Here is a 19,058-nt window from a genome sequence, read left to right as displayed (position 1 = left end):
GTTATTAAAAACTACTTTTATTAGAGAAGGACTTAGTATGAGCCATAATGTTGCTTTACAATTTGAAGATGGGGTCACCAAGTTTATTAACGTCAATGACGGTGAGTTACTTTCGGATGCGGCGTATCGTCAACAAATCAACATTCCCCTTGACTGCCGTGATGGGGCGTGCGGTACTTGTCGAGCCTACTGTGAATCGGGGCAGTATGAGATGGACGAAGATATGTACATTGAAGACGCATTGACTGCCGATGACGCCGCCAAAGGCTATATTTTGGCGTGTCAATGCAACCCAACATCCGATATGGTTGTACAGGTTTTAGCGTCATCAGAATCCTGTCAAACCCAAACACATACCTTTGAAGGCACATTAACCGCTTTGCATAAAATCTCTGATTCAACGATTAGCTTTGAGATAACGCTGGATGAAGGGCAACCTGAGATTAGTTTCTTATCAGGTCAATATGTGAAAGTCGCCATACCAAATACCGATGAACATCGATCTTATTCATTTAGTTCAAAACCCTTACATCGCAAAACCAGCTTTATTGTTCGCAATGTACCAAATGGCAAAATGAGCAGTTTTCTGACCGATACCGCCAAAGTCGGGGATAAAATGCAATTTAATGGACCTTATGGCAGTTTTTATTTGCGTCCAATTGTCCGACCGACCTTGATGTTGGCAGGGGGTACAGGGATTGCCCCATTTGTATCGATGTTAAAAACGCTAGATGAAAAAGGCTCAGAACATCCGATTCGTTTGGTCTTTGGTGTGACAAACGATGATGATTTTGTGGATATTGAACGCCTTGACGCCTTTAAAGCCGCCCACTCTTGGTTTGATTACCGAACCGTCGTTGCCAGTGAAGAATCTCAGCATGGACGTAAAGGCTACGTGACCGCCCACATTGAAGATGAGTGGCTCAATAATGGCGATGTCGATGTCTATCTGTGCGGACCCGTAGCGATGGTGGATGCAGTCAAAGGTTGGATGGATGGCAAAGGTATACAACCTGCCAATTTCTTTTTTGAAAAATTCTCTGCCAACTAATTTTGTCGTTTTAAAAACGTATTAAGCCAATATGTGAGTCAAGCCAAGCATGGCAACCAGCCAACATTCTAAGTTCAAATAAGCGTTTTGAAGACAAAGTCGTTATAGTCACTGGGGCTGCCCAAGGCATTGGTCGGGGCGTCGCTTTACAGATCGCTCGTGAGGGCGGTAAAGTCGTGTTGGGCGACCGTTCTGATTATGTTGATGAGGTATTAGACGAAATTAAAGCTCATAAAGGCAACGCCATCAGCGCAAAAGCCGAATTAGAAACCTTTGATTGAGTCATCGCATATTGCCAATATTAAACAACTTGACGCTTTTAATAAACTTATTAAGGTGTTTATCTAGCACAATTGTCTGATAGGTTTATATATCCCTATAGTATTAACAGCACAAAACGTGGTCCCAATCAGCTTAGTTTGAGCTATTTTTTTAAACCGTAAGTCAGTTTTTTATTGAGTTATTAGCTGTCAGCTAAGCTGTGTCTCACCGGAATCGATAAAACAAGACTATGCGTTATATTGGATAAAACTTTGGAATAATCGGATAGTAATACATCAAAAAAAAGCCTTAAATGATAGAAACGACTTTAATGGTCTATATCAATAGTTAAGCAAGGAGCCTACAAACAATGGAAAAAGTTGATCAAACCCAATGGCGTAAAGTTATCGAAAATAGCGTTGATTTTCGACCTAATGATGGGGTATTTCGCATCTCGCGTGATATGTTTACCCAAGAAGAACTTTTTGACTTAGAGATGGAACATATTTTCGAGAAGGTATGGATTTATGCCTGTCATGAAAGTGAAATTCCAAATAATAATGATTTCATAACGGTACAAATCGGGCGTCAGCCGATGATTGTCAACCGCGATCATCAAGGTAACCTAAATGCAATGGTCAATGCCTGTGAGCATCGTGGTGCAACCTTAACACGTAGCTCCTGTGGCAATAAATCTACTTTTACCTGTCCATTTCATGCTTGGTGCTATAAATCAGACGGTCGTTTATTGAAAGTAAAATCCCCTAAAGAATACCATGCAGAATTTGACAAAACCAATTACAACCTTAAAAAAGCACGTGTTGCAAGTTATCGTGGCTTTGTGTTTGTCAGCTTAGATATCAACGCACAAGACACGTTAGAAGACTTTTTAGGTGACGCTAAGATTTTCTTGGATATGGTGGTCAATCAATCACCGACAGGTGAGCTTGAAGTATTGCCTGGTAAATCTGCCTATACTTTTGCGGGTAATTGGAAATTGCAAAATGAAAATGGTTTAGATGGTTACCATGTCAGCACAGTGCACTATAACTACGTGGCCACCGTACAACACCGTAAACAATTTAAGCAAGCAGAAGATGATGCTGATACCTTAGATTACAGCAAATTAGGCGCAGGGGATGCCCAAACCGATGACGGTTGGTTCACCTTCAAAAATGGACATAGCGTATTATTTAGCGATATGCCCAATCCTACAGTACGTCCTGGGTATAAGGATGTCATGCCAAGATTGCAGAAAGAGTATGGCGATGAGTATGCTACGTGGGCTATGCACCGACTTCGTAACCTCAATTTATACCCAAGTTTATTTTTAATGGATCAAATCAGTTCACAATTGCGTATCATTCGCCCAGTTGCGTGGAATAAAACCGAAGTCGTGAGTCAATGTATTGGTGTGAAAGGCGAAAGCGCAGAGGCGCGGCGTAATCGTATTCGTCAATTTGAGGATTTCTTTAATGTTTCTGGTATGGGAACGCCGGATGATTTAGTCGAATTTAGAGAGCAACAACGTGGCTTCCAAGCACGCCTAGAAAAGTGGAGTGATATCTCTCGCGGCCATCAAAACTGGCTATACACGCAAGGAAAACATGCTAAAAACTTGGGTATCAGCCCTGTTATTACTGGGACTGAGATTACGCAAGAAGGCCTATATGTGAACCAACATGGGGAATGGCAACGTTTGCTTTTAAAAGGGATTGATCAGCAAGCAGCTCAATGAGACGGTCAATAAATCATGCAAATTAAGCCTAACTAATACACCTTTTAAGCGAAGTATTATCGTTAAGCATAAACAAGGAGGAAACCATGTTGCAAAATTTAACAATACAAGATTTAACGTTCAAGGTTACCCAGTTTTTAAACGAAAAATCAGAATTTTGTGATAACTATGATTGGGATAACTACTTAGCGTTATATGATGAAGATAGTAACTATCATGTACCCCAGTGGATTGATGAGCATCGCTATGTGGAAGACCCAAATCAAGGGCTATCGTATATCTATTATGCCGATAGAACAGGACTTGAAGATCGGGTTTTTCGCATTCGTACAGGCAAGGCCGCATCCGCCACGCCACTACCACGAACCTTACATATGATTAGTAATATCAGAGTAAAAACACTACCCGACAACCTTGTTGAAGCAAAGGTAAACTGGCAAACACTTTACAATCGTCAAGGGTTAGAAGGCACCTTCTATGGCAGAGCGACCTATATCCTACGACCAGAGCAGGATAGCTTCCGCATTCGTTCTCAGCACACTGTGTTACTCAATGACAAGATTGACTCGGTTCTCGATTTTTACCACTTGTAATCGTATTGTATAAAATCGATGGTTGCAAAGTGCAACTATCGATTTTCTAAAAATTTTACAGCAGCCTAGGATGGCTCAAATTAAAGAAACACAACAAGATTATATTAAGCAGGATGTCATGGAAAGATTAGATGTGCAACAATATATCGATGATAACAAAATGTCGGCATTACAATGGTTTGTTTTTATCGCTGGTGTTTTGATTATTTTTGCTGATGGTTTGGATGCAGGCGTCATTGGTTTCGTGGCACCATCTTTGCTCCAAGAGTGGGGGGTTAGTAAAGCTCAATTAGCGCCTGCATTGAGTGCAGCCTTGGTGGGTATGTCAATTGGCGCATTGGTTTCAGGGGTTTTGGCGGACAAATTCGGTCGTCGTTGGGTGATTAATATTAGTACAGCTTGGTTTGGTGTATTTACCCTTTTAAGCGCATTTAGCACAGGGCTAAATGATTTAACTGTCTATCGCTTCTTGACTGGGTTAGGGCTAGGTGCTGCGATGCCAAATATAGCCACACTAGTTGCAGAATATATGCCGAAAAGAAATCGCGCCAAAATGGTAAATTTTGTGATTTGTGCCTTTCCGCTTGGCATTACGGTGGGCGGCTTATTAGCATCAAAAGTTATCCCAGTTTCGGGTTGGTCACCTATGTTTATTTACTGTGGCATTTTCCCGATTGTACTAACAGTTGTTTTGGTCGCCATGCTGCCAGAATCAATTCCGTATTTGCTAAATCGTGCTAAGCAAGATGCTGCTAAAAAACTTATGTTGAAAATTACTGGCAATCCTGCAATCAATCAGTCTGAATTATTTATTGATTCCATGGTTCAGCAAGAAAATTCAGCAGTTCAGCAAGAAAAGTCAGGATTAAGTTTAATTCTATCACCAAGTTATCGCTTAGGCACAATGATGCTTTGGCTTTGTTGTTTTATGAGTTTGTTGGTGTTTTATCTCCTAACAAGTTGGTTGCCAATAATGCTCAATCAAGCGGGTTTTAACACACAACAGTACAGTACCCTTGCTGCTATCTTCCCATTTGGCGGTGTATTTGGTGCCATTATAATCGGCTATCTGATGGATAGTTTTCGTCCGGTCAGTACCATAAAGATTACCTATTTTATTGCCGTTATATTGTTTGTGCTAACGAGTTTTTTTACCAATAATATTTATTTATTAGGGTTTTTTATCTTCTTATGTGGCAGTACAATTGCAGGTGCACAGTCATCATTACCAACGTTAACTGCGCTCAATTACCCTGTCCAAGGGCGCGCTTCAGGGGTGTCATGGATGCATGGTATCGGGCGTATCGGAGCTATCTGTGGTGCGTTATTCGGCTCACAACTACTAGCATTTAACTGGGGTTTAGGCAAATTGATTTTAGTTCTTGCTCTACCAGTCTTGATTGCCGCTATTGCACTAGTCATTAAATCACGTACCACTCACTCAAAGTTAACTGTAACTGATGCGACGCTATCAAAACATTAGGGTCTGTTGAACATTCAAATGTGGAACTGGCGGAGGCTATTTTTTAGGCAATATGCAGGGAAATTTTTGACGCTTAGTCATTCTAAGTTAGAAAATCTCTCAATATATTGGCAAAAAATAGCCCCGCCCCTTAGGGCTGATGATAAAATCGCCCCAAACGTTGTTATAAACCTAGCTAAGGTCTAGACATTATCGTCGGTTTACGCCTAGTTTGGAACAATTTTAGCTATCAGCAGTCCTAATATTTGAATGTTCAACAGACCCTAATTAAGCATCGTAAAGGAAATATAAGCATCGTAAAGGAATACGATGATGTTGTATTAATCAACGAATAGGTCGAAGGGAATCCGCTATGTCAGTAGCTATCGATAAAGGAGTGTTAAATTTTACTTCTCAATATGCTCATGACGCCCATGATGTTATGTCCAAGATCTGTGGCTATCATTCTCTAAGTACCCAAGCAAAGCATACGTTAGACTTTCGTTATCAAGGGGTTATTCTACCCTATAATCGTATCGGCATAGGCACCATCCAATATGGGGCAGATGTGTGTATCGATATTTCAACACTTAGATCGTACAGTATCAGTTTACCTTTTTATGGCAAACAATATTTGACATATGATGGAATTACTTATCAATCTGATAAAAATAATGCGATTATTGTTTCTAATTCAAGTGAGCAAAGTTTAATTATCGAAGAAAACTGTCAGAAGCTTCAGTTTGTCATACCTGAGCATAAGCTCTATAAGGTTTTATCCTCATTAATTTCAGCACCTCTTAGCGAGCCTGTTACTTTTTCGCCAATTATGCGGATTAATCATCATAGTTTGAATAAGCTATGGTGGCAAAATGTTGAGTTATTTGTAAAATCGCAAATTACCACTGGTAATCCGAACCTACATTTTTGGACTGAAGACTATGAAGACTTTATGATCAAAGGCTTACTATTGTCGCAAGATCACAATTATTTTGATATGATTCAGCAACAGTTATTGACTGAAGAGCCGGCGTATTTAGTTAAGGTTAAGCGGTTAATATTACAATATTCAAAAGATAAGATTAGCATTGAAGATATTTGTCGCCAAGTGGGTGTCTCTAAATCCAAATTATATGAAGAATTTCGTTGTTATTATGGTGTCAGCCCCATGGTTTTTTTGAAAAATCATCGACTTGACCAGATCAACAAGGTGTTAACAGCGCATCAGCATAGAAACTTATCTATATCAAAATTGGCTCACGAATGGGGATTTAACCACTTAGGGCGCTTTTCTCAGGAATATAAAAAAAGATTTGATGAAACTCCCCGTGAGACACTTAAAAACAAAGCAGTTCTATAATTTATAATAATCTAACTTTAACTCCTGCGGTTAATCTAACTGTGGAACACTGATATAATTTCATAAAGCTGTCTTACAGTAAAATTATTGTGTACTCATGTAGGTAACTTGGAGCATTAACCCTTTCTGAAATTTGAGCTGGCGTAACCCCTTTCTGCTCTTTTTTATACCTGCGCACCCAGTTATCTAGAGTAGATGCGCCAACTCCTAACAACTCTACCACTTCTGCAATCTTAAGCTTATGATTAACCACCAAACCGCCGGCTTCTAATTTGAATTCTCGGTATATTCTCTGCGTTTGATAGTCATACTGGTTATCCTCTTTGAGTGAGTATAACATCTTATAAACTGTCCAATTATATTATGCCACTACAGTTGAACTGTCGCAAAATTTGCGACAGTTGCTTCTTACTCTAGTTCGCCTTCTTTAAACACATTATTAATGTGCTTACCGACTGTTTTAACATCTCTATCAAACAGCTCTGCCATTTGTTGGCGATTAAGCCAGACACTATCGTCTTCAAACTGTACTTTGATATGAGCTTGGCCATTATCCAAGTCATATATTTCTATACTTGAACTGACATTATTTTTCACATCATTTTTCACATCATTATGTTTCATTGTTGCTACCCTTCCGGTTGTTGTCCTTTTATTTACCATGCTTTATTGACTATAATCTTTAGAGTCCAACTAACGCAGCTCATCCACCACAACAAGTATAGCAACCCATGACGCTTCGCCCGTATTCATTATACTCAGCACGTACTGCTAGACCATCTCCCCTGATAGACGAAAGTTAAACTACTGAAAAAACTGGCCTTCAAAATCTGGACGAATCGCCAATTGATTAAATGTTTTGTTGGTTGTCTAACCTTATTACTTCGATATTGCCTGCATGGAATTTAGCCGTGACATGCATTATTATTCCGGCTTATATTAGGTGCGATTTAAATTATTTTGAAAAAACGTGTGCCAGTATGTGAGTGCAACACTCGGCTTAGCTATGGCTCAATAATATTAAAAATGCTATAGTAACCTTCTTATTATATGGCTTATTATTTAGCTTATAACTTGGCTTATTATTCAGCTTGTGTTTAGCTAATAACTCACTTTTATCAGACATAATCCCCACTACCTTTGCAAACTTATATGGCTTCTAAATTTAGAGGCTCTCTATTTAAATGCTTTCTAAATTTAGCGGGCTGCTAATTGGCTCGAGTTATATTAAAATATTTAATCTACATTATTCATTATTCTATTCCAACGAATAATCGTTAAGCCCTTCAATTTCATTTCTATATCCGTTTATTAGGTCGTTTATGGCATTTGTTCACCTTGGTCTGCACAGCGAATTTTCAATTACTGATTCAATCATTCGCATTAAACCTCTCGTAAAAGCAGCTTCAGCTGATGGACAGATGGCGCTTGCTTTAACTGACTTATCAAACCTGTATGCCACTGTGAAATTTTATCGTGCTTGTTTAGGCGCAGGTATTAAGCCGATCATTGGTGCAGAAATTATTTTAGATGATGAATCCACACGGTTAACCTTACTGGCTATGAACAATGAAGGGTATAAAAGCATTACCCGTATTGTATCAGTTGGCTTCACTGAAGGACGTATGAACCCAGAAAATAGAGGCGTTCCTATCGTTAACAAACAGTATCTTATAGATAATAGTGACGGCGTCATTATTTTATTAACTGAAAAGTCTGACGTTGGTCAAGCCCTCTTAGGAGCCAACCCTGAACGGGCAAATGCGCTTATTGCAGACTATCAAAGTGTATTTTCAGATCGATTATACTTTGCTATCAAACGCACAAATAGAAAAGATGAAGATACATTTATTGAACAAGCAATTTCCTCAGGTTATCAACATGGCATTCCGATAATAGCTCATAACGATGTTCGATTTTTAAATCAAGAGGATTATGATGCGCATGAAGCCCGTGTTTGCATCGCCTCCTCCTATGTACTTGCTGATCCTACGCGACCACGCGACTACTCAAATGAGCAATATCTTAAAACTCAGCAGCAAATGACAGAGCTGTTCAGCGATATTCCTCAAGTTATCGATAATACCGTGTCATTGGCTAAACGTTGTAACGTTACTTTAACGCTAGGTATTAATGTCTTACCTGAGTTTCCCGTACCTGAAGGCGAAACCATTGAGTCATTTTTTCGTTCAGAATCTCAGCGTGGTCTAAATGCGCGTCTCGACAAACTGTATCCCAATGATGAGCGTGATGACACTTGGCCAGAGATCCGCAAACCCTATGATGAACGCCTAGAGCACGAACTAGGCATTATCATATCCATGGGCTTTCCTGGATATTTCCTTATCGTGATGGACTTTATCCGTTGGGCAAAAGCCAATGGCGTACCCGTAGGTCCTGGTCGTGGGTCTGGTGCAGGCTCGTTAGTCGCCTATTCCCTTAATATTACAGATTTGGACCCTCTGCATTATGACCTGCTATTTGAACGTTTTTTAAATCCAGAACGTGTGTCAATGCCAGATTTTGACATTGACTTTTGTATTGAAGGTCGTGACCGAGTCATTGATTATGTCGCCAGTCAATATGGCCGTGAAGCAGTTTCCCAAATTATCACTTTTGGTACGATGGCGGCAAAAGCAGTCGTACGTGACGTAGCGCGCGTACAAAGTAAATCCTATGGCTTGGCCGATAAAATCTCAAAACTTATTCCAAAAACACCAGGGATTACTCTATCAGATGCCTTAGCAGAAGAGCCGCAACTTAAAGACTTGTTGTCTAATCCAGACAATATGGATTACGAGGATGCTAATGAAATTTGGGAGATGGCGTTAAAGCTTGAGGGTATTACCCGTAATGTGGGTAAACATGCCGGTGGTGTTCTTATTGCTCCCAATAAGATTACCGATTTTAGTGCTATTTATTGTGATGAAGAAGGCCACCGAGTTAGCCAATTTGATAAAGATGATGTTGAAGCCGTTGGGCTAGTCAAATTCGACTTTTTGGGTCTACGTAACTTAACCGTGATCAATGCTGCGGTCAAAAATATTAATCTCCGCCGACAACGTGAAGGAAAACCTCCGCTTGAGCTGGATGATTTGCCACTGGATGATGCGGGTGCTTATAAGCTATTACAGGATGCAAAAACCACTGCGGTATTCCAGTTAGAAAGCTCTGGGATGAAAAAGTATCTGGCTAAGCTTAAACCAACCAATATAGAAGATGTTATCGCCATGTGTGCACTTTATCGTCCTGGTCCGCTAGATGCAGGTATGGTAGAGATGTACATTGACCGTAAGCACGGCCGCGAAAAAGTAGTGTATGACCACCCTAATCTTGAGCCTATTTTAGCCAATACCAACGGCGTTATTGTGTATCAAGAACAGGTCATGCAAATCTCTCAAGTCATGGCAGGGTATAGCCTAGGCGGTGCGGATATGCTGCGCCGTGCAATGGGTAAGAAGAAACCTGAAGAGATGGCCAAGCAGCGTGATATTTTTGTAACAGGTGCAACCGAACAAGGTATTGATCCTGTCATATCAGGCGGTGTATTTGATTTGATGGAAAAATTTGCAGGCTATGGTTTTAATAAATCTCATTCTGCTGCATATGGTGTACTTGCCTATCAAACCGCTTATTTAAAGCACTACTATCCTGCGGAATTTATGGCAGCGGTTTTGACATCTGATATGAACAATACGGATAACGTGGTGTTCTTTATTAATGATTGCCGTGAGAACTTTAACCTAACCGTTGACAATCCTTCGGTAAACCGCAGTGAATGGCATTTTGTATCAGATACTCCCACAAATATTATTTATGGACTTGGTGCCATTAAAGGGGTTGGTGAGGGTGCGGTGGAGTCTATTGTAGACGCTCGCAAGTCAGGTGGTAAGTTTACCGATTTATATGACTTTTGCCGTAGAGTGGATACCAAAAAAGTCAATAAGCGAACCCTTGAAGCATTAATAAAATCTGGCTGCTTCGATGATTTTGCTGCCACTTTACGACCAGACCTTGATAGTGACCACCACTACGAAATACGCGGCGCATTAATGTCACAACTGCCGAGTGCTGTGCAAGCTGCTGAGCAAGATCGGCAAAACTCCGAGCTTGGCATCATTGATCTATTCAGTGAATTAGATAGCGCAACCACTGCCCCACCATTACCGACAGGTAGTGACCTTATCTGGGGGGACAAACATCGTTTAAAAGCCGAAAAGGACACCTTAGGTCTTTACTTAACAGGCCACCCTATAGACCAGTATCGCAAAGAGGTATCCGTCTATACCTCTAACAATCGCTTAGATAGCCTTGAAGACACAGGATATAACGGTACTACCCTGTTCGCTGGGCTTATTATGGATGTTGCAAACTTTGGTAATCGTATTGTTATTACCATAGATGATGGTACTACACGTATGGAAGTCAGTTGTTATGCTGAGCGTTTCAACCGAATTAAAGAAAAGCTTAAAATAGATGACGTTATTGTTATTAAAGGTAGTATCCGAGACAAAGATGGCAGGATTTTTGCAAGGTTAGAGCATGCATATACTTTAATAGAATGTCGACAACGTTGGGTTAAAAAAATAAGTATTAAAATAGACAGTGAGGACGCTACTTTACTTGATTCTTTAAAACCTCTACTAAAACCAGCACAAAAGCATTTAATACCTGCTCAAATGCTCAATGGAGGTATAGAAGATTTAAATAGTCAAGAAGCCTCTAATACTTATTACGACATAGATGATCAAAATACTAAAGTAATTGATAAAAATTCATCTATGAACCCTAACGATGGTTGTATCCCGATTGGGCTCAGTGTGTTTACTGAATACGCCATAGCAAATGTTGCCCTAAATGATGATTGGCGCTTGTACCCAACAGATGACAACCTCATGGAATTGCACAAATTAGTTCCAGTCGATAATTTATATTTTCATTATGCATAAAATCAAGCCTCTAACTAAAATTAATAATTTAAGCCAGGTTTTTTTATGGATGCTACCTATCAAGATACGACAACACATATCGATGATGATTTATTTGAAGAGATGCGCGAGCTATTAGATGAGGAGTTCGATGATTTAATTAAAGATTATATACAGTCTAGCTATAAGTGTATTGAGCGATTAGCCGATGCATTTGCTGACAATAACAATCGAGAAGGTTTTGAGGTAGCTCATAAAATCAAAGGCGCTAGCGCCAGCCTAGGTTTCTCTAAGCTAACGATTTTATGTAGCATCATGCAAGATACTTGTCGTAGAAATGAGATTCATGAAGCAGCAGAACTTGTCTCTCTTATTCAACAAGAAATTATTACAACAAATATAGAGATTGAAAATAGGTTAAACTAACCTTAGACTAACGCTGAACCTATTATGTATAGCTGTTAATTTATGACTGCGCCTTCAAAAAAACCACACCCTAAATTTTCCTTACAAAACCAGACTAAAATTGACACTTTAAATAGAATAAAAATTGTATTAGTCAATACCACCTTACCTGCTAATATTGGTTCTGCAGCTAGAGCCATGTTTACGATGGGTTTAACGGATCTAACCGTGGTTGACCCGAAACGCCCTATTGACGACTCCAGCATCTCACATGCTGCGGGCGCACAAAAAGTTTTGGAAAACTGTCAGGTTGTCAGTACAATTGATGAAGCCATCAGCAGCTCTCATATTGTATTTGCTGCCAGTAGCCGACAACGTCACATCCCTAAACCGGTTATAAACCCATCTCAAGCCGCTCAAATAATACTAAATCATTCTATAGCGGATGCAAGCTTTGCAATTTTATTTGGTAGAGAAGATAGAGGCCTGACTAATGATGAGCTAGCATTAGCGGATTATCATATCCAAATTGATGCCAATCCTGATTATCCTGTCCTAAATGTTGCTTCAGCCGTTCAAGTGATATCCAGCTTTATATATAGCGCTTTGATGACTGACTTGCATCCAACTGACAATGAATTTATCGATGATATCACTCATCTTTTACCCCTCAAGCAAATAGATCAATTCAATCACGCCGACCATGAAAATTCCGAATATGATGCCATTAACAGCGCAAAATTACCCACTATTGATGTCATTATTCGTCAAAATTGGGATGTACCCGCTATTAACCACGACCAAAAAATGAGCTTGCAATCTAGAATTATCAATCTAATGCATCAGTTAGATCTTGTGGATAATACTCAGCATGATAAGTTAAATGACTTGCCCTATCGATTATCAAGGCTTGTTTCACGTTTACAACTAGATCAAAAAGAGTATGAGCTTTTAAATGCTATCATCGCTAAGATAAACTTAAAGCTCTAACTTTCGAGCGAATATTAGTTGAATCCAGCCTACTCTCATTCTAAGATAAACATCTGAACCTTTAATCAATCTCAGGAATGAGTCTCAAAAATCAAGCGCAATAGCCAACTAATCATGTAAGATATACCTTTCAAACCTCAAATTTTATTAAGATACGACCATGAAACTAATTCAAGCCTTACGTCAAGCCAAAGCTGCTTTAAAAGAAGACATTGACTCTGTATTTGATAGAGACCCTGCAGCCCGCAATAGCATTGAAGTCTTATGCACTTATCCAGGTATTCATGCCATCATTATGCATCGAGGCTCACACCATCTTTGGAATCGCAACAAACGTTTGTCCGCATTAGCCTTATCTTATTGCACCCGAATGGTAACCGGTATCGAGATTCATCCGGCTGCGAAAATTGGTCGACGCTTTTTCATTGATCACGGCATGGGGGTTGTTATCGGTGAAACCGCTGAAATTGGCGATGATGTTACCCTGTATCATGGCGTAACGCTTGGGGGCGTATCGTGGAATAAAGGTAAGCGCCACCCTACTCTTGAAGACGGTGTCGTGGTTGGTGCTGGTGCAAAAGTGCTTGGGCCTTTTACCGTCGGTAAAAATGCAAAAATTGGGTCTAACGCAGTTGTGGTAAAGTCTGTACCTGAAGGAGCAACAATGGTTGGCGATGTGGCGCGTATGATTAACAAAAAATCTGATTCTTCTGATACTGTTAAGTTCAAGGAAACAGATAATAAAGATACGCATATTGAACAGACAAATAATGTCCAAACCACTGTCAAATCTCAACCAAAAAACAGCAACAATGAAAAAAATACGGCACTAAGTTTGGATGATTGTGACAAAAAACGTCTAAATGTTGATGACTTGGATTTTAGTGCTTACGGATTAAACCAAAATTCTGAAGATCCAGTGGCTGAAGCGTTGAATAAAATTCTAGAGCATTTACAGCAGTCCGAATGCCGAATTGAAGAGCTACAAAAAGCTATCAGAAAGCTAGATCCTACTTTTACACCCAAAAAATCAAAGCAACTTTCTGTAGATGACATTGAAGCAATCAATAAGTAAGAACCTGTATTCACAATACCTATCATTGGCTATTCTTCTTAAAGTAAATCACTACTTCGTTAGAATTTGGATTAAATAAAATGACTCTTCAGACTGTTCAACCAATTTTGTCTCGTATTAACTCATTTTATTCTAAAAACGTCCTAACTTTAGCGTATAAATACAAGTTCTAAAACACTTTAGTAGTGAGTAGTATTTAGCACACAGACTGTTTGATTAGATAATCATTTTGTTTATAAGCCAGTTATTTCAACGCTCCTTTTTGCAACAACTCCTGAATACCTATCCATTCATGTTTTTTGAATGGATAGCGTTTCTTTATAGCAATCAAACCCAGACTTGTCTTAACGGCTAAAACATCGATATCAATTAGAATTATTTTATATTGAGGCTTATCCAAACCATCTGTGTGTATGGGTGTCGCTTTGTTTTCAGATTCAGTTTTAACTATGGATTCTATCAACTTACACTGCTGTGTGACATCAGTAATAAACTTTGTTGAGTTACTCTCTGAAAATAGCAAATAACCACACTGATTGGTATAGTCAGGTCTAGGATTATCAATAGTGGCGGTATAATCAGGGTTCACAAATTCAGATGACCAGACTGCTTGCTGGTAAACATTCTCTAGTTCTTCTCTGGCAACTCTCAAACTCAGTGACGCATTTTTACTATTACTACCCAATGCCACTATCATGCCTTCGATAGGTATAGAATCAATTTCAATGAGTGATTTAATACCTACAAATATATGACAGATATCATCAGGGACAGTGTTTATCAAATCACTAGCAGTATTACTTACCAGTTCATCTCTGTTACTTATTAGGATGCTTTTACCTTGGCTATTTTGAAAGTTGGGTATTGTATTTAAGCTCATCAAAATATCTTCCAAATAATACAGATAGAGACTGACAAATTATAGGGGATAACTATTATTTATAATCATGTTTATGCTTTTTGGCGGATAATGCTCACAGAAACACAATCTGCTTCACAGATTGCCGTTGGTTTAGCAACAGTGACTTCAACCAACGAAGTATCATAGTGCGTGAGTAACCTACTGGCTATAATATCAGCCAAACGTTCGATAAGCTTAGCTTCGGCATCAATACACCATTTTGTTATGTCGTCACAGACACTTTTGTAATTAATGGCATGATCAATGTCATCTGATTGAGCAGCCTTTTCAGTATTTGTATGTATTGCAACATCTATCAATAAAGGTTGGGTTATGGCTCGCTCCCACTCAAATACCCCAATGATAGCCCCTACTTTAAGACCGCTTATTTTAATTGTATCTGTATTATTCATACTGACTACTTCTTATTCAAATCTAGAAAATTATTGTAAGTTATTGAAAGTATTTTGGCTTAACTTCTTCTAATTAGTCACTGTTTATTAGTCACTGTTTAAAAAAACATGTTTTAATGGCTATTTTAAGGTCAATGATAGTTTAATCTGGCTTATTTAATGGTTTAGGCTAGTTTGATCATTTGCTAACTTTTATGCTGCCAATTTCTTTAATACTTTGCTGGGACGATTCTGCCATAAATCAATACTAAATATAACCAAACCTACCCAAATCAGGCCAAATACCATAAGACGTTTACTATCAAAGGGCTCATTATAATAAAATACAGCCAATAAAAAGATTAGCGTCGGCGTTATGTAGTTCATGAAACTTAAAATACTAAACGCTACCATTTTTGTCGATTTATTAAAAAGCAATAAGGGGATTAAGGTTATAGGGCCTGCAAGCATTAAAAACCATATTTTATCGCTTAACCAAAATGATAGTGATGAGCTTGCGACCTCAGTAGTCATAAACCACCAGATACAAATGGGCACGAGTAATGCTGTCTCTATAAATAGGGCATCCACAGCTTGCAATGGGGTACGTCGCTGCATTAAACCGTATACGCTGAATGACGCTGCTAAAACAAGAGAGATCCAAGGTAGGTTACCGAGCATAATGACTTGAATAATAACTGAGGACACTGCTAGAGCGACAGCCACCAATTGCAACGGACGCAAGCGCTCTTTAAGAAAAACTAAGGAGAGCAATATCCCCAGTAAAGGGCTAATAAAGTAGCCTAAACTTGCCTCCAGAATTTGGTTTGCATTTACTGCCCAAACATATACCAACCAGTTAGCTGTGATAATGAATCCAGAAATAAAAGTAATACCTATTAGACGTGGATTGGCTTTGAGCACACGTACCCAGCTCCATCGTCTATTAACAATGAGGACAATGAGTAAACAACAAAATGTCCAAACTATGCGGTGTCCGATAATCTCTATGGCATTATAATTACCCAACTGCTTAAAATAAAAAGGAAAACATCCCCATATTAAAAACGCACTAAGTGCAGTTATGATACCTTTACTGGTTGTTTGAATGATGGGCGTCTTTGGTAAATTTGCTGTTTGATTCGTAGGTTTTGTTAGTGACATAGTGATATTCCTAGCCATATAATGTTAGTGCTTCAAAAACCTATTTATTAGATTTAACTCAAAACAGTAAAGCCACCCAAGCAAGGGGTGGCTATCAAGGTCAGTATCCTGCATAAACAATAAAGAGACGAATCTTAACTATACAAACGACCTTATAAACTTCTTATAGCGATATTCATGCCTATTTTATTTGATAATTCTGCAAATTGTGGAAAGCTTGTATTGACAGTTTCAGTCCCCTGTATGGTAATAGTATCACTCGCTCTTATACTTGCTACAGCAAAGCTCATAGCAATACGGTGATCATGATGTGAGTAAATTTCGCCGCCACCAAATATTGCATCATGCGCGCCAGCTGTGCCTTTACCTTCAATGATAATGCCATCTTCAGTTACCGTACAATCAATACCTAATTTAACAAGCCCTTCTGCCATTACCATAATACGATCTGACTCTTTTACTCTAAGCTCTTTGGCACCTGTAAGGATGGTTTGACCAGACGCGCAGCTGGCGGCAATAAATAACACAGGAAACTCATCGATAGCCAGTGGTACAAGCGCTTCGGGAATATGAATGCCTTTTAGTTGAGCCGATTTAACGGTTATATCTGCCACAGGCTCGCCGCCGACAAAACTTTCATTAGTCAAGGCAATATTACCCCCCATTAGTTTTAGAATATCAATAATCCCAGTTCGGGTTGGGTTCATGCCAACTTGAGTAATAGTTAATTCACTGTCCTTAGCAATACTGCCAGCCACCATAAAAAATGCGGCTGATGAAATATCTGCAGGTACAGCAATATCACAAGCGGTTAATTTACCCCCACCATTAAGGCTAATGGTATTGCCATCAACTTCTACCGCATAACCAAATGCGCTTAACATACGCTCGGTATGATCTCGGGTAATTTCGGGTTGCCTAATGGTCGTTTTACCCTCCGCCCATAGACCCGCTAGCAAAAGACAAGATTTGACCTGAGCAGATGCCACAGGCATATCATAGGTAATACCGTGAAGCTTTGATCCTCGCTTATCACTGCCAGTAATACTTATTGGTGCTGTACCCTTCTCGCCTGTTGTCTGTAACATAGCTCCCATTTGGCGTAAAGGTTTAGCGACACGCTCCATAGGACGCTTAGATAGGCTAGCATCACCTGTCATAACGCTATCAAAGGTTTGCGCCGCTAAAATGCCAGATAACAACCGCATACTGGTGCCTGAGTTACCCATATATAGCGGTGTACGGCTTGGTCTTAGCCCATTAATACCGACACCATGAATGATGACTTGGCCATTTTCTGGCCCTTCTATCGTTACCCCCATGTCTCTAAATGCCTGTAGAGTGGCTAACGCATCCTCTCCTTCCAAAAATCCAGTAACCTTAGTGATGCCTTCTGCTAAACTACCTAGCATAATACTCCGGTGCGATATCGACTTATCGCCAGGAACTGATATTATCCCTTTGACTTGAACACTTGGTGTAATAATGTAAGCACTGGAAGTTGATTCATGATTAGACATAGATTTATCCGTAGTCGAAGGTTCCGATAAAGTTGTAGTATATGGGGTGCTGGTAAGCATATGACCAAAGTGTTTTCGCGCGGATTGCGCTCGTCCAAGTAGCCCTAAAAGCTCAGTCGATTCTTCATTGTCAATGAGATGACGTAGCTTAGCCAGATACTCGCTATATTCATCAAGGGCATTAAGTAAGGCGTGCTTATTAGCAAAAAAGATATCGTGCCACATTACGGGGTCACTTGCGGCAATACGGGTAAAATCTCGAAACCCACCTGCAGCATATCGAAAAATATCCATATTATCATCATGACTTGCCAACTGGTCGACTAAGTTATAGGCCAATAGATGAGGTAAATGACTCGTATAAGCGAGAACTGCATCATGGTGTGCAAGATCCATTTTCATCACCGTTGCACCAGCAGATTCCCATAGGCTTATAATACTATCAATCGCAAACTGTGAAGTCGTTTCAAGCTCACACACAATAACACTATGGTTAACAAATAGGTTGCCTTGACGGGCATGAAAGCCAGACAGCTCCGCCCCTGCAATTGGGTGTGCAGGTACTAGCCCCGAAGGTAGATTGGTAAATATCGATTTAGCGGCATCAACTACATTTTGTTTGGTGCTGCTGACATCACTAATAATACAATCCTGATTTAATATGCCTTGATCAATAGCGCACTGTATGTCTGACAAAACTTGAGGTACTGCTTTAACAGGTACAGCAATAATCACACAATCAGAGCCACTAGCAACGTGTTCTAAAAGAGCACCCCCTTCATCTATGACCGATTCGGCAATGGCAGCTTCAATACTTGGTGCATGTTTATCAACTGCGACAATACGTTTTGATAGTTCCCGGTCTCTTATGGCTTGTGCAAGACTGGCACCGATAAGTCCTAGACCAATAATACAAACTTGCTCAAACAACATACACTCTAAACCTTACATGGTAACAACACTGGTTTATAACAGTAGCTAATAACAACTGATAATGATACGACAAACAATGGGCATAGCTTAATAGTGAAGTATCTTTTATTAATGACGCCTATTACTATTCACTAAGCTCGATAATTTACTATGACTGTGTTTAACCACCATATTGAACAACGGGCGGTATTCATACCAAACTGCAATAAGCTAAAAAATAGAGCCACAATATAGCTCCTTAATGACCTACAAATATCCAAGATATTAAGATTAAAAGATATGTAT

General features: G+C 39.5%; 15 protein-coding genes and 1 pseudogene. 10 read left to right on the top strand and 6 right to left on the bottom strand.

Annotation, left to right across the window (positions count from 1 at the left end; genetic code table 11):
• The first annotated feature begins 37 nt into the window (after positions 1 to 37).
• The 6 genes and pseudogenes from benC (at position 38) to AC2SLN_RS04175 (ending at position 6,465) form a co-directional block, all read left to right on the top strand.
• Entirely contained in the window at positions 38 to 1,051 is a 1,014-nt protein-coding gene (gene benC, locus AC2SLN_RS04200) for a benzoate 1,2-dioxygenase electron transfer component BenC (protein WP_486549661.1), read from the top strand.
• Positions 1,052 to 1,116: 65 nt separating this feature from the next.
• Positions 1,117 to 1,326: pseudogene (locus tag AC2SLN_RS04195) on the top strand (SDR family NAD(P)-dependent oxidoreductase); the annotation flags it as partial.
• Positions 1,327 to 1,682: 356 nt separating this feature from the next.
• Positions 1,683 to 3,050, top strand: coding sequence for an anthranilate 1,2-dioxygenase large subunit (gene antA / locus AC2SLN_RS04190; protein WP_486549659.1), 1,368 nt, complete (start codon positions 1,683 to 1,685; stop codon positions 3,048 to 3,050).
• A gap of 86 nt (positions 3,051 to 3,136) precedes the next feature.
• Entirely contained in the window at positions 3,137 to 3,643 is a 507-nt protein-coding gene (gene antB, locus AC2SLN_RS04185) for an anthranilate 1,2-dioxygenase small subunit (RefSeq protein WP_486549657.1), read from the top strand.
• Between the two features lie 118 nt (positions 3,644 to 3,761).
• Positions 3,762 to 5,126 carry an MFS transporter gene (locus AC2SLN_RS04180; RefSeq protein ID WP_486549687.1) on the top strand — a complete coding sequence of 455 codons (1,365 nt, stop codon included), beginning with the start codon at positions 3,762 to 3,764 and terminating at the stop codon, positions 5,124 to 5,126.
• 352 nt (positions 5,127 to 5,478) lie between these two features.
• Positions 5,479 to 6,465: an AraC family transcriptional regulator gene (locus AC2SLN_RS04175; protein ID WP_486549655.1), complete on the top strand. Its 987-nt coding sequence runs from the start codon at positions 5,479 to 5,481 to the stop codon at positions 6,463 to 6,465.
• A 73-nt stretch (positions 6,466 to 6,538) separates the two neighbouring features.
• On the opposite strand, the gene AC2SLN_RS04170 is transcribed toward AC2SLN_RS04175, so the two are convergent.
• Both AC2SLN_RS04170 and AC2SLN_RS04165 read right to left on the bottom strand, forming a co-directional pair.
• Positions 6,539 to 6,805, bottom strand: a complete 267-nt coding sequence (locus tag AC2SLN_RS04170; protein WP_486549653.1) for a transposase — start codon at positions 6,803 to 6,805, stop codon at positions 6,539 to 6,541.
• A gap of 68 nt (positions 6,806 to 6,873) precedes the next feature.
• A complete protein-coding gene (locus AC2SLN_RS04165) occupies positions 6,874 to 7,089 on the bottom strand; it encodes a virulence RhuM family protein (RefSeq protein WP_486549651.1) in 216 nt (71 codons plus the stop codon).
• 698 nt (positions 7,090 to 7,787) lie between these two features.
• Between AC2SLN_RS04165 and dnaE the strand changes: the two genes are divergently transcribed.
• The 4 genes from dnaE (at position 7,788) to cysE (ending at position 13,863) form a co-directional block, all read left to right on the top strand.
• Positions 7,788 to 11,414: a DNA polymerase III subunit alpha gene (gene dnaE / locus AC2SLN_RS04160; protein ID WP_486549649.1), complete on the top strand. Its 3,627-nt coding sequence runs from the start codon at positions 7,788 to 7,790 to the stop codon at positions 11,412 to 11,414.
• A 45-nt stretch (positions 11,415 to 11,459) separates the two neighbouring features.
• On the top strand, positions 11,460 to 11,819 hold the full coding sequence (locus tag AC2SLN_RS04155; protein WP_486531292.1) for an Hpt domain-containing protein: 360 nt from the start codon (positions 11,460 to 11,462) through the stop codon (positions 11,817 to 11,819).
• A 42-nt stretch (positions 11,820 to 11,861) separates the two neighbouring features.
• Positions 11,862 to 12,788 carry an RNA methyltransferase gene (locus AC2SLN_RS04150; RefSeq protein WP_486549647.1) on the top strand — a complete coding sequence of 309 codons (927 nt, stop codon included), beginning with the start codon at positions 11,862 to 11,864 and terminating at the stop codon, positions 12,786 to 12,788.
• Between the two features lie 160 nt (positions 12,789 to 12,948).
• A complete protein-coding gene (cysE, locus tag AC2SLN_RS04145; protein WP_486549645.1) occupies positions 12,949 to 13,863 on the top strand; it encodes a serine O-acetyltransferase in 915 nt (304 codons plus the stop codon).
• A gap of 244 nt (positions 13,864 to 14,107) precedes the next feature.
• Here the strand turns inward: cysE and AC2SLN_RS04140 are convergent, their stop codons facing one another.
• The 4 genes from AC2SLN_RS04140 to AC2SLN_RS04125 form a co-directional block, all read right to left on the bottom strand.
• Positions 14,108 to 14,743: a hypothetical protein gene (locus AC2SLN_RS04140; protein ID WP_486549643.1), complete on the bottom strand. Its 636-nt coding sequence runs from the start codon at positions 14,741 to 14,743 to the stop codon at positions 14,108 to 14,110.
• Between the two features lie 71 nt (positions 14,744 to 14,814).
• Positions 14,815 to 15,177, bottom strand: coding sequence for a dihydroneopterin aldolase (gene folB, locus AC2SLN_RS04135; protein WP_486549641.1), 363 nt, complete (start codon positions 15,175 to 15,177; stop codon positions 14,815 to 14,817).
• A 192-nt stretch (positions 15,178 to 15,369) separates the two neighbouring features.
• Positions 15,370 to 16,320, bottom strand: a complete 951-nt coding sequence (gene rarD, locus AC2SLN_RS04130; protein WP_486549639.1) for an EamA family transporter RarD — start codon at positions 16,318 to 16,320, stop codon at positions 15,370 to 15,372.
• A gap of 152 nt (positions 16,321 to 16,472) precedes the next feature.
• The gene (locus AC2SLN_RS04125) at positions 16,473 to 18,773 is read right to left on the bottom strand and encodes a bifunctional prephenate dehydrogenase/3-phosphoshikimate 1-carboxyvinyltransferase (RefSeq protein WP_486549637.1); all 2,301 of its coding nucleotides are present in this window, start codon (positions 18,771 to 18,773) and stop codon (positions 16,473 to 16,475) included.
• Between the last annotated feature and the right edge of the window lie 285 nt (positions 18,774 to 19,058).

This window comes from Psychrobacter sp. CX90, from assembly GCF_057396305.2.
This window is presented reverse-complemented; position numbering and strand designations above follow the sequence as displayed.

What these genes read in the sequence shown, in the direction of transcription:
- antA (WP_486549659.1), top strand. Translation starts at nt 1,683, where the DNA reads ATGGAAAAAGTTGATCAAACCCAATGGCGTAAAGTTATCGAAAATAGC.
- AC2SLN_RS04125 (WP_486549637.1), bottom strand. Translation starts at nt 18,773, where the DNA reads ATGTTGTTTGAGCAAGTTTGTATTATTGGTCTAGGACTTATCGGTGCC.
- benC (WP_486549661.1), top strand. Translation starts at nt 38, where the DNA reads ATGAGCCATAATGTTGCTTTACAATTTGAAGATGGGGTCACCAAGTTT.
- AC2SLN_RS04140 (WP_486549643.1), bottom strand. Translation starts at nt 14,743, where the DNA reads ATGAGCTTAAATACAATACCCAACTTTCAAAATAGCCAAGGTAAAAGC.
- AC2SLN_RS04180 (WP_486549687.1), top strand. Translation starts at nt 3,762, where the DNA reads ATGGAAAGATTAGATGTGCAACAATATATCGATGATAACAAAATGTCG.
- AC2SLN_RS04170 (WP_486549653.1), bottom strand. Translation starts at nt 6,805, where the DNA reads ATGTTATACTCACTCAAAGAGGATAACCAGTATGACTATCAAACGCAG.
- rarD (WP_486549639.1), bottom strand. Translation starts at nt 16,320, where the DNA reads ATGTCACTAACAAAACCTACGAATCAAACAGCAAATTTACCAAAGACG.
- AC2SLN_RS04175 (WP_486549655.1), top strand. Translation starts at nt 5,479, where the DNA reads ATGTCAGTAGCTATCGATAAAGGAGTGTTAAATTTTACTTCTCAATAT.
- folB (WP_486549641.1), bottom strand. Translation starts at nt 15,177, where the DNA reads ATGAATAATACAGATACAATTAAAATAAGCGGTCTTAAAGTAGGGGCT.
- AC2SLN_RS04155 (WP_486531292.1), top strand. Translation starts at nt 11,460, where the DNA reads ATGGATGCTACCTATCAAGATACGACAACACATATCGATGATGATTTA.
- antB (WP_486549657.1), top strand. Translation starts at nt 3,137, where the DNA reads ATGTTGCAAAATTTAACAATACAAGATTTAACGTTCAAGGTTACCCAG.
- AC2SLN_RS04150 (WP_486549647.1), top strand. Translation starts at nt 11,862, where the DNA reads ATGACTGCGCCTTCAAAAAAACCACACCCTAAATTTTCCTTACAAAAC.
- cysE (WP_486549645.1), top strand. Translation starts at nt 12,949, where the DNA reads ATGAAACTAATTCAAGCCTTACGTCAAGCCAAAGCTGCTTTAAAAGAA.
- AC2SLN_RS04165 (WP_486549651.1), bottom strand. Translation starts at nt 7,089, where the DNA reads ATGAAACATAATGATGTGAAAAATGATGTGAAAAATAATGTCAGTTCA.
- dnaE (WP_486549649.1), top strand. Translation starts at nt 7,788, where the DNA reads ATGGCATTTGTTCACCTTGGTCTGCACAGCGAATTTTCAATTACTGAT.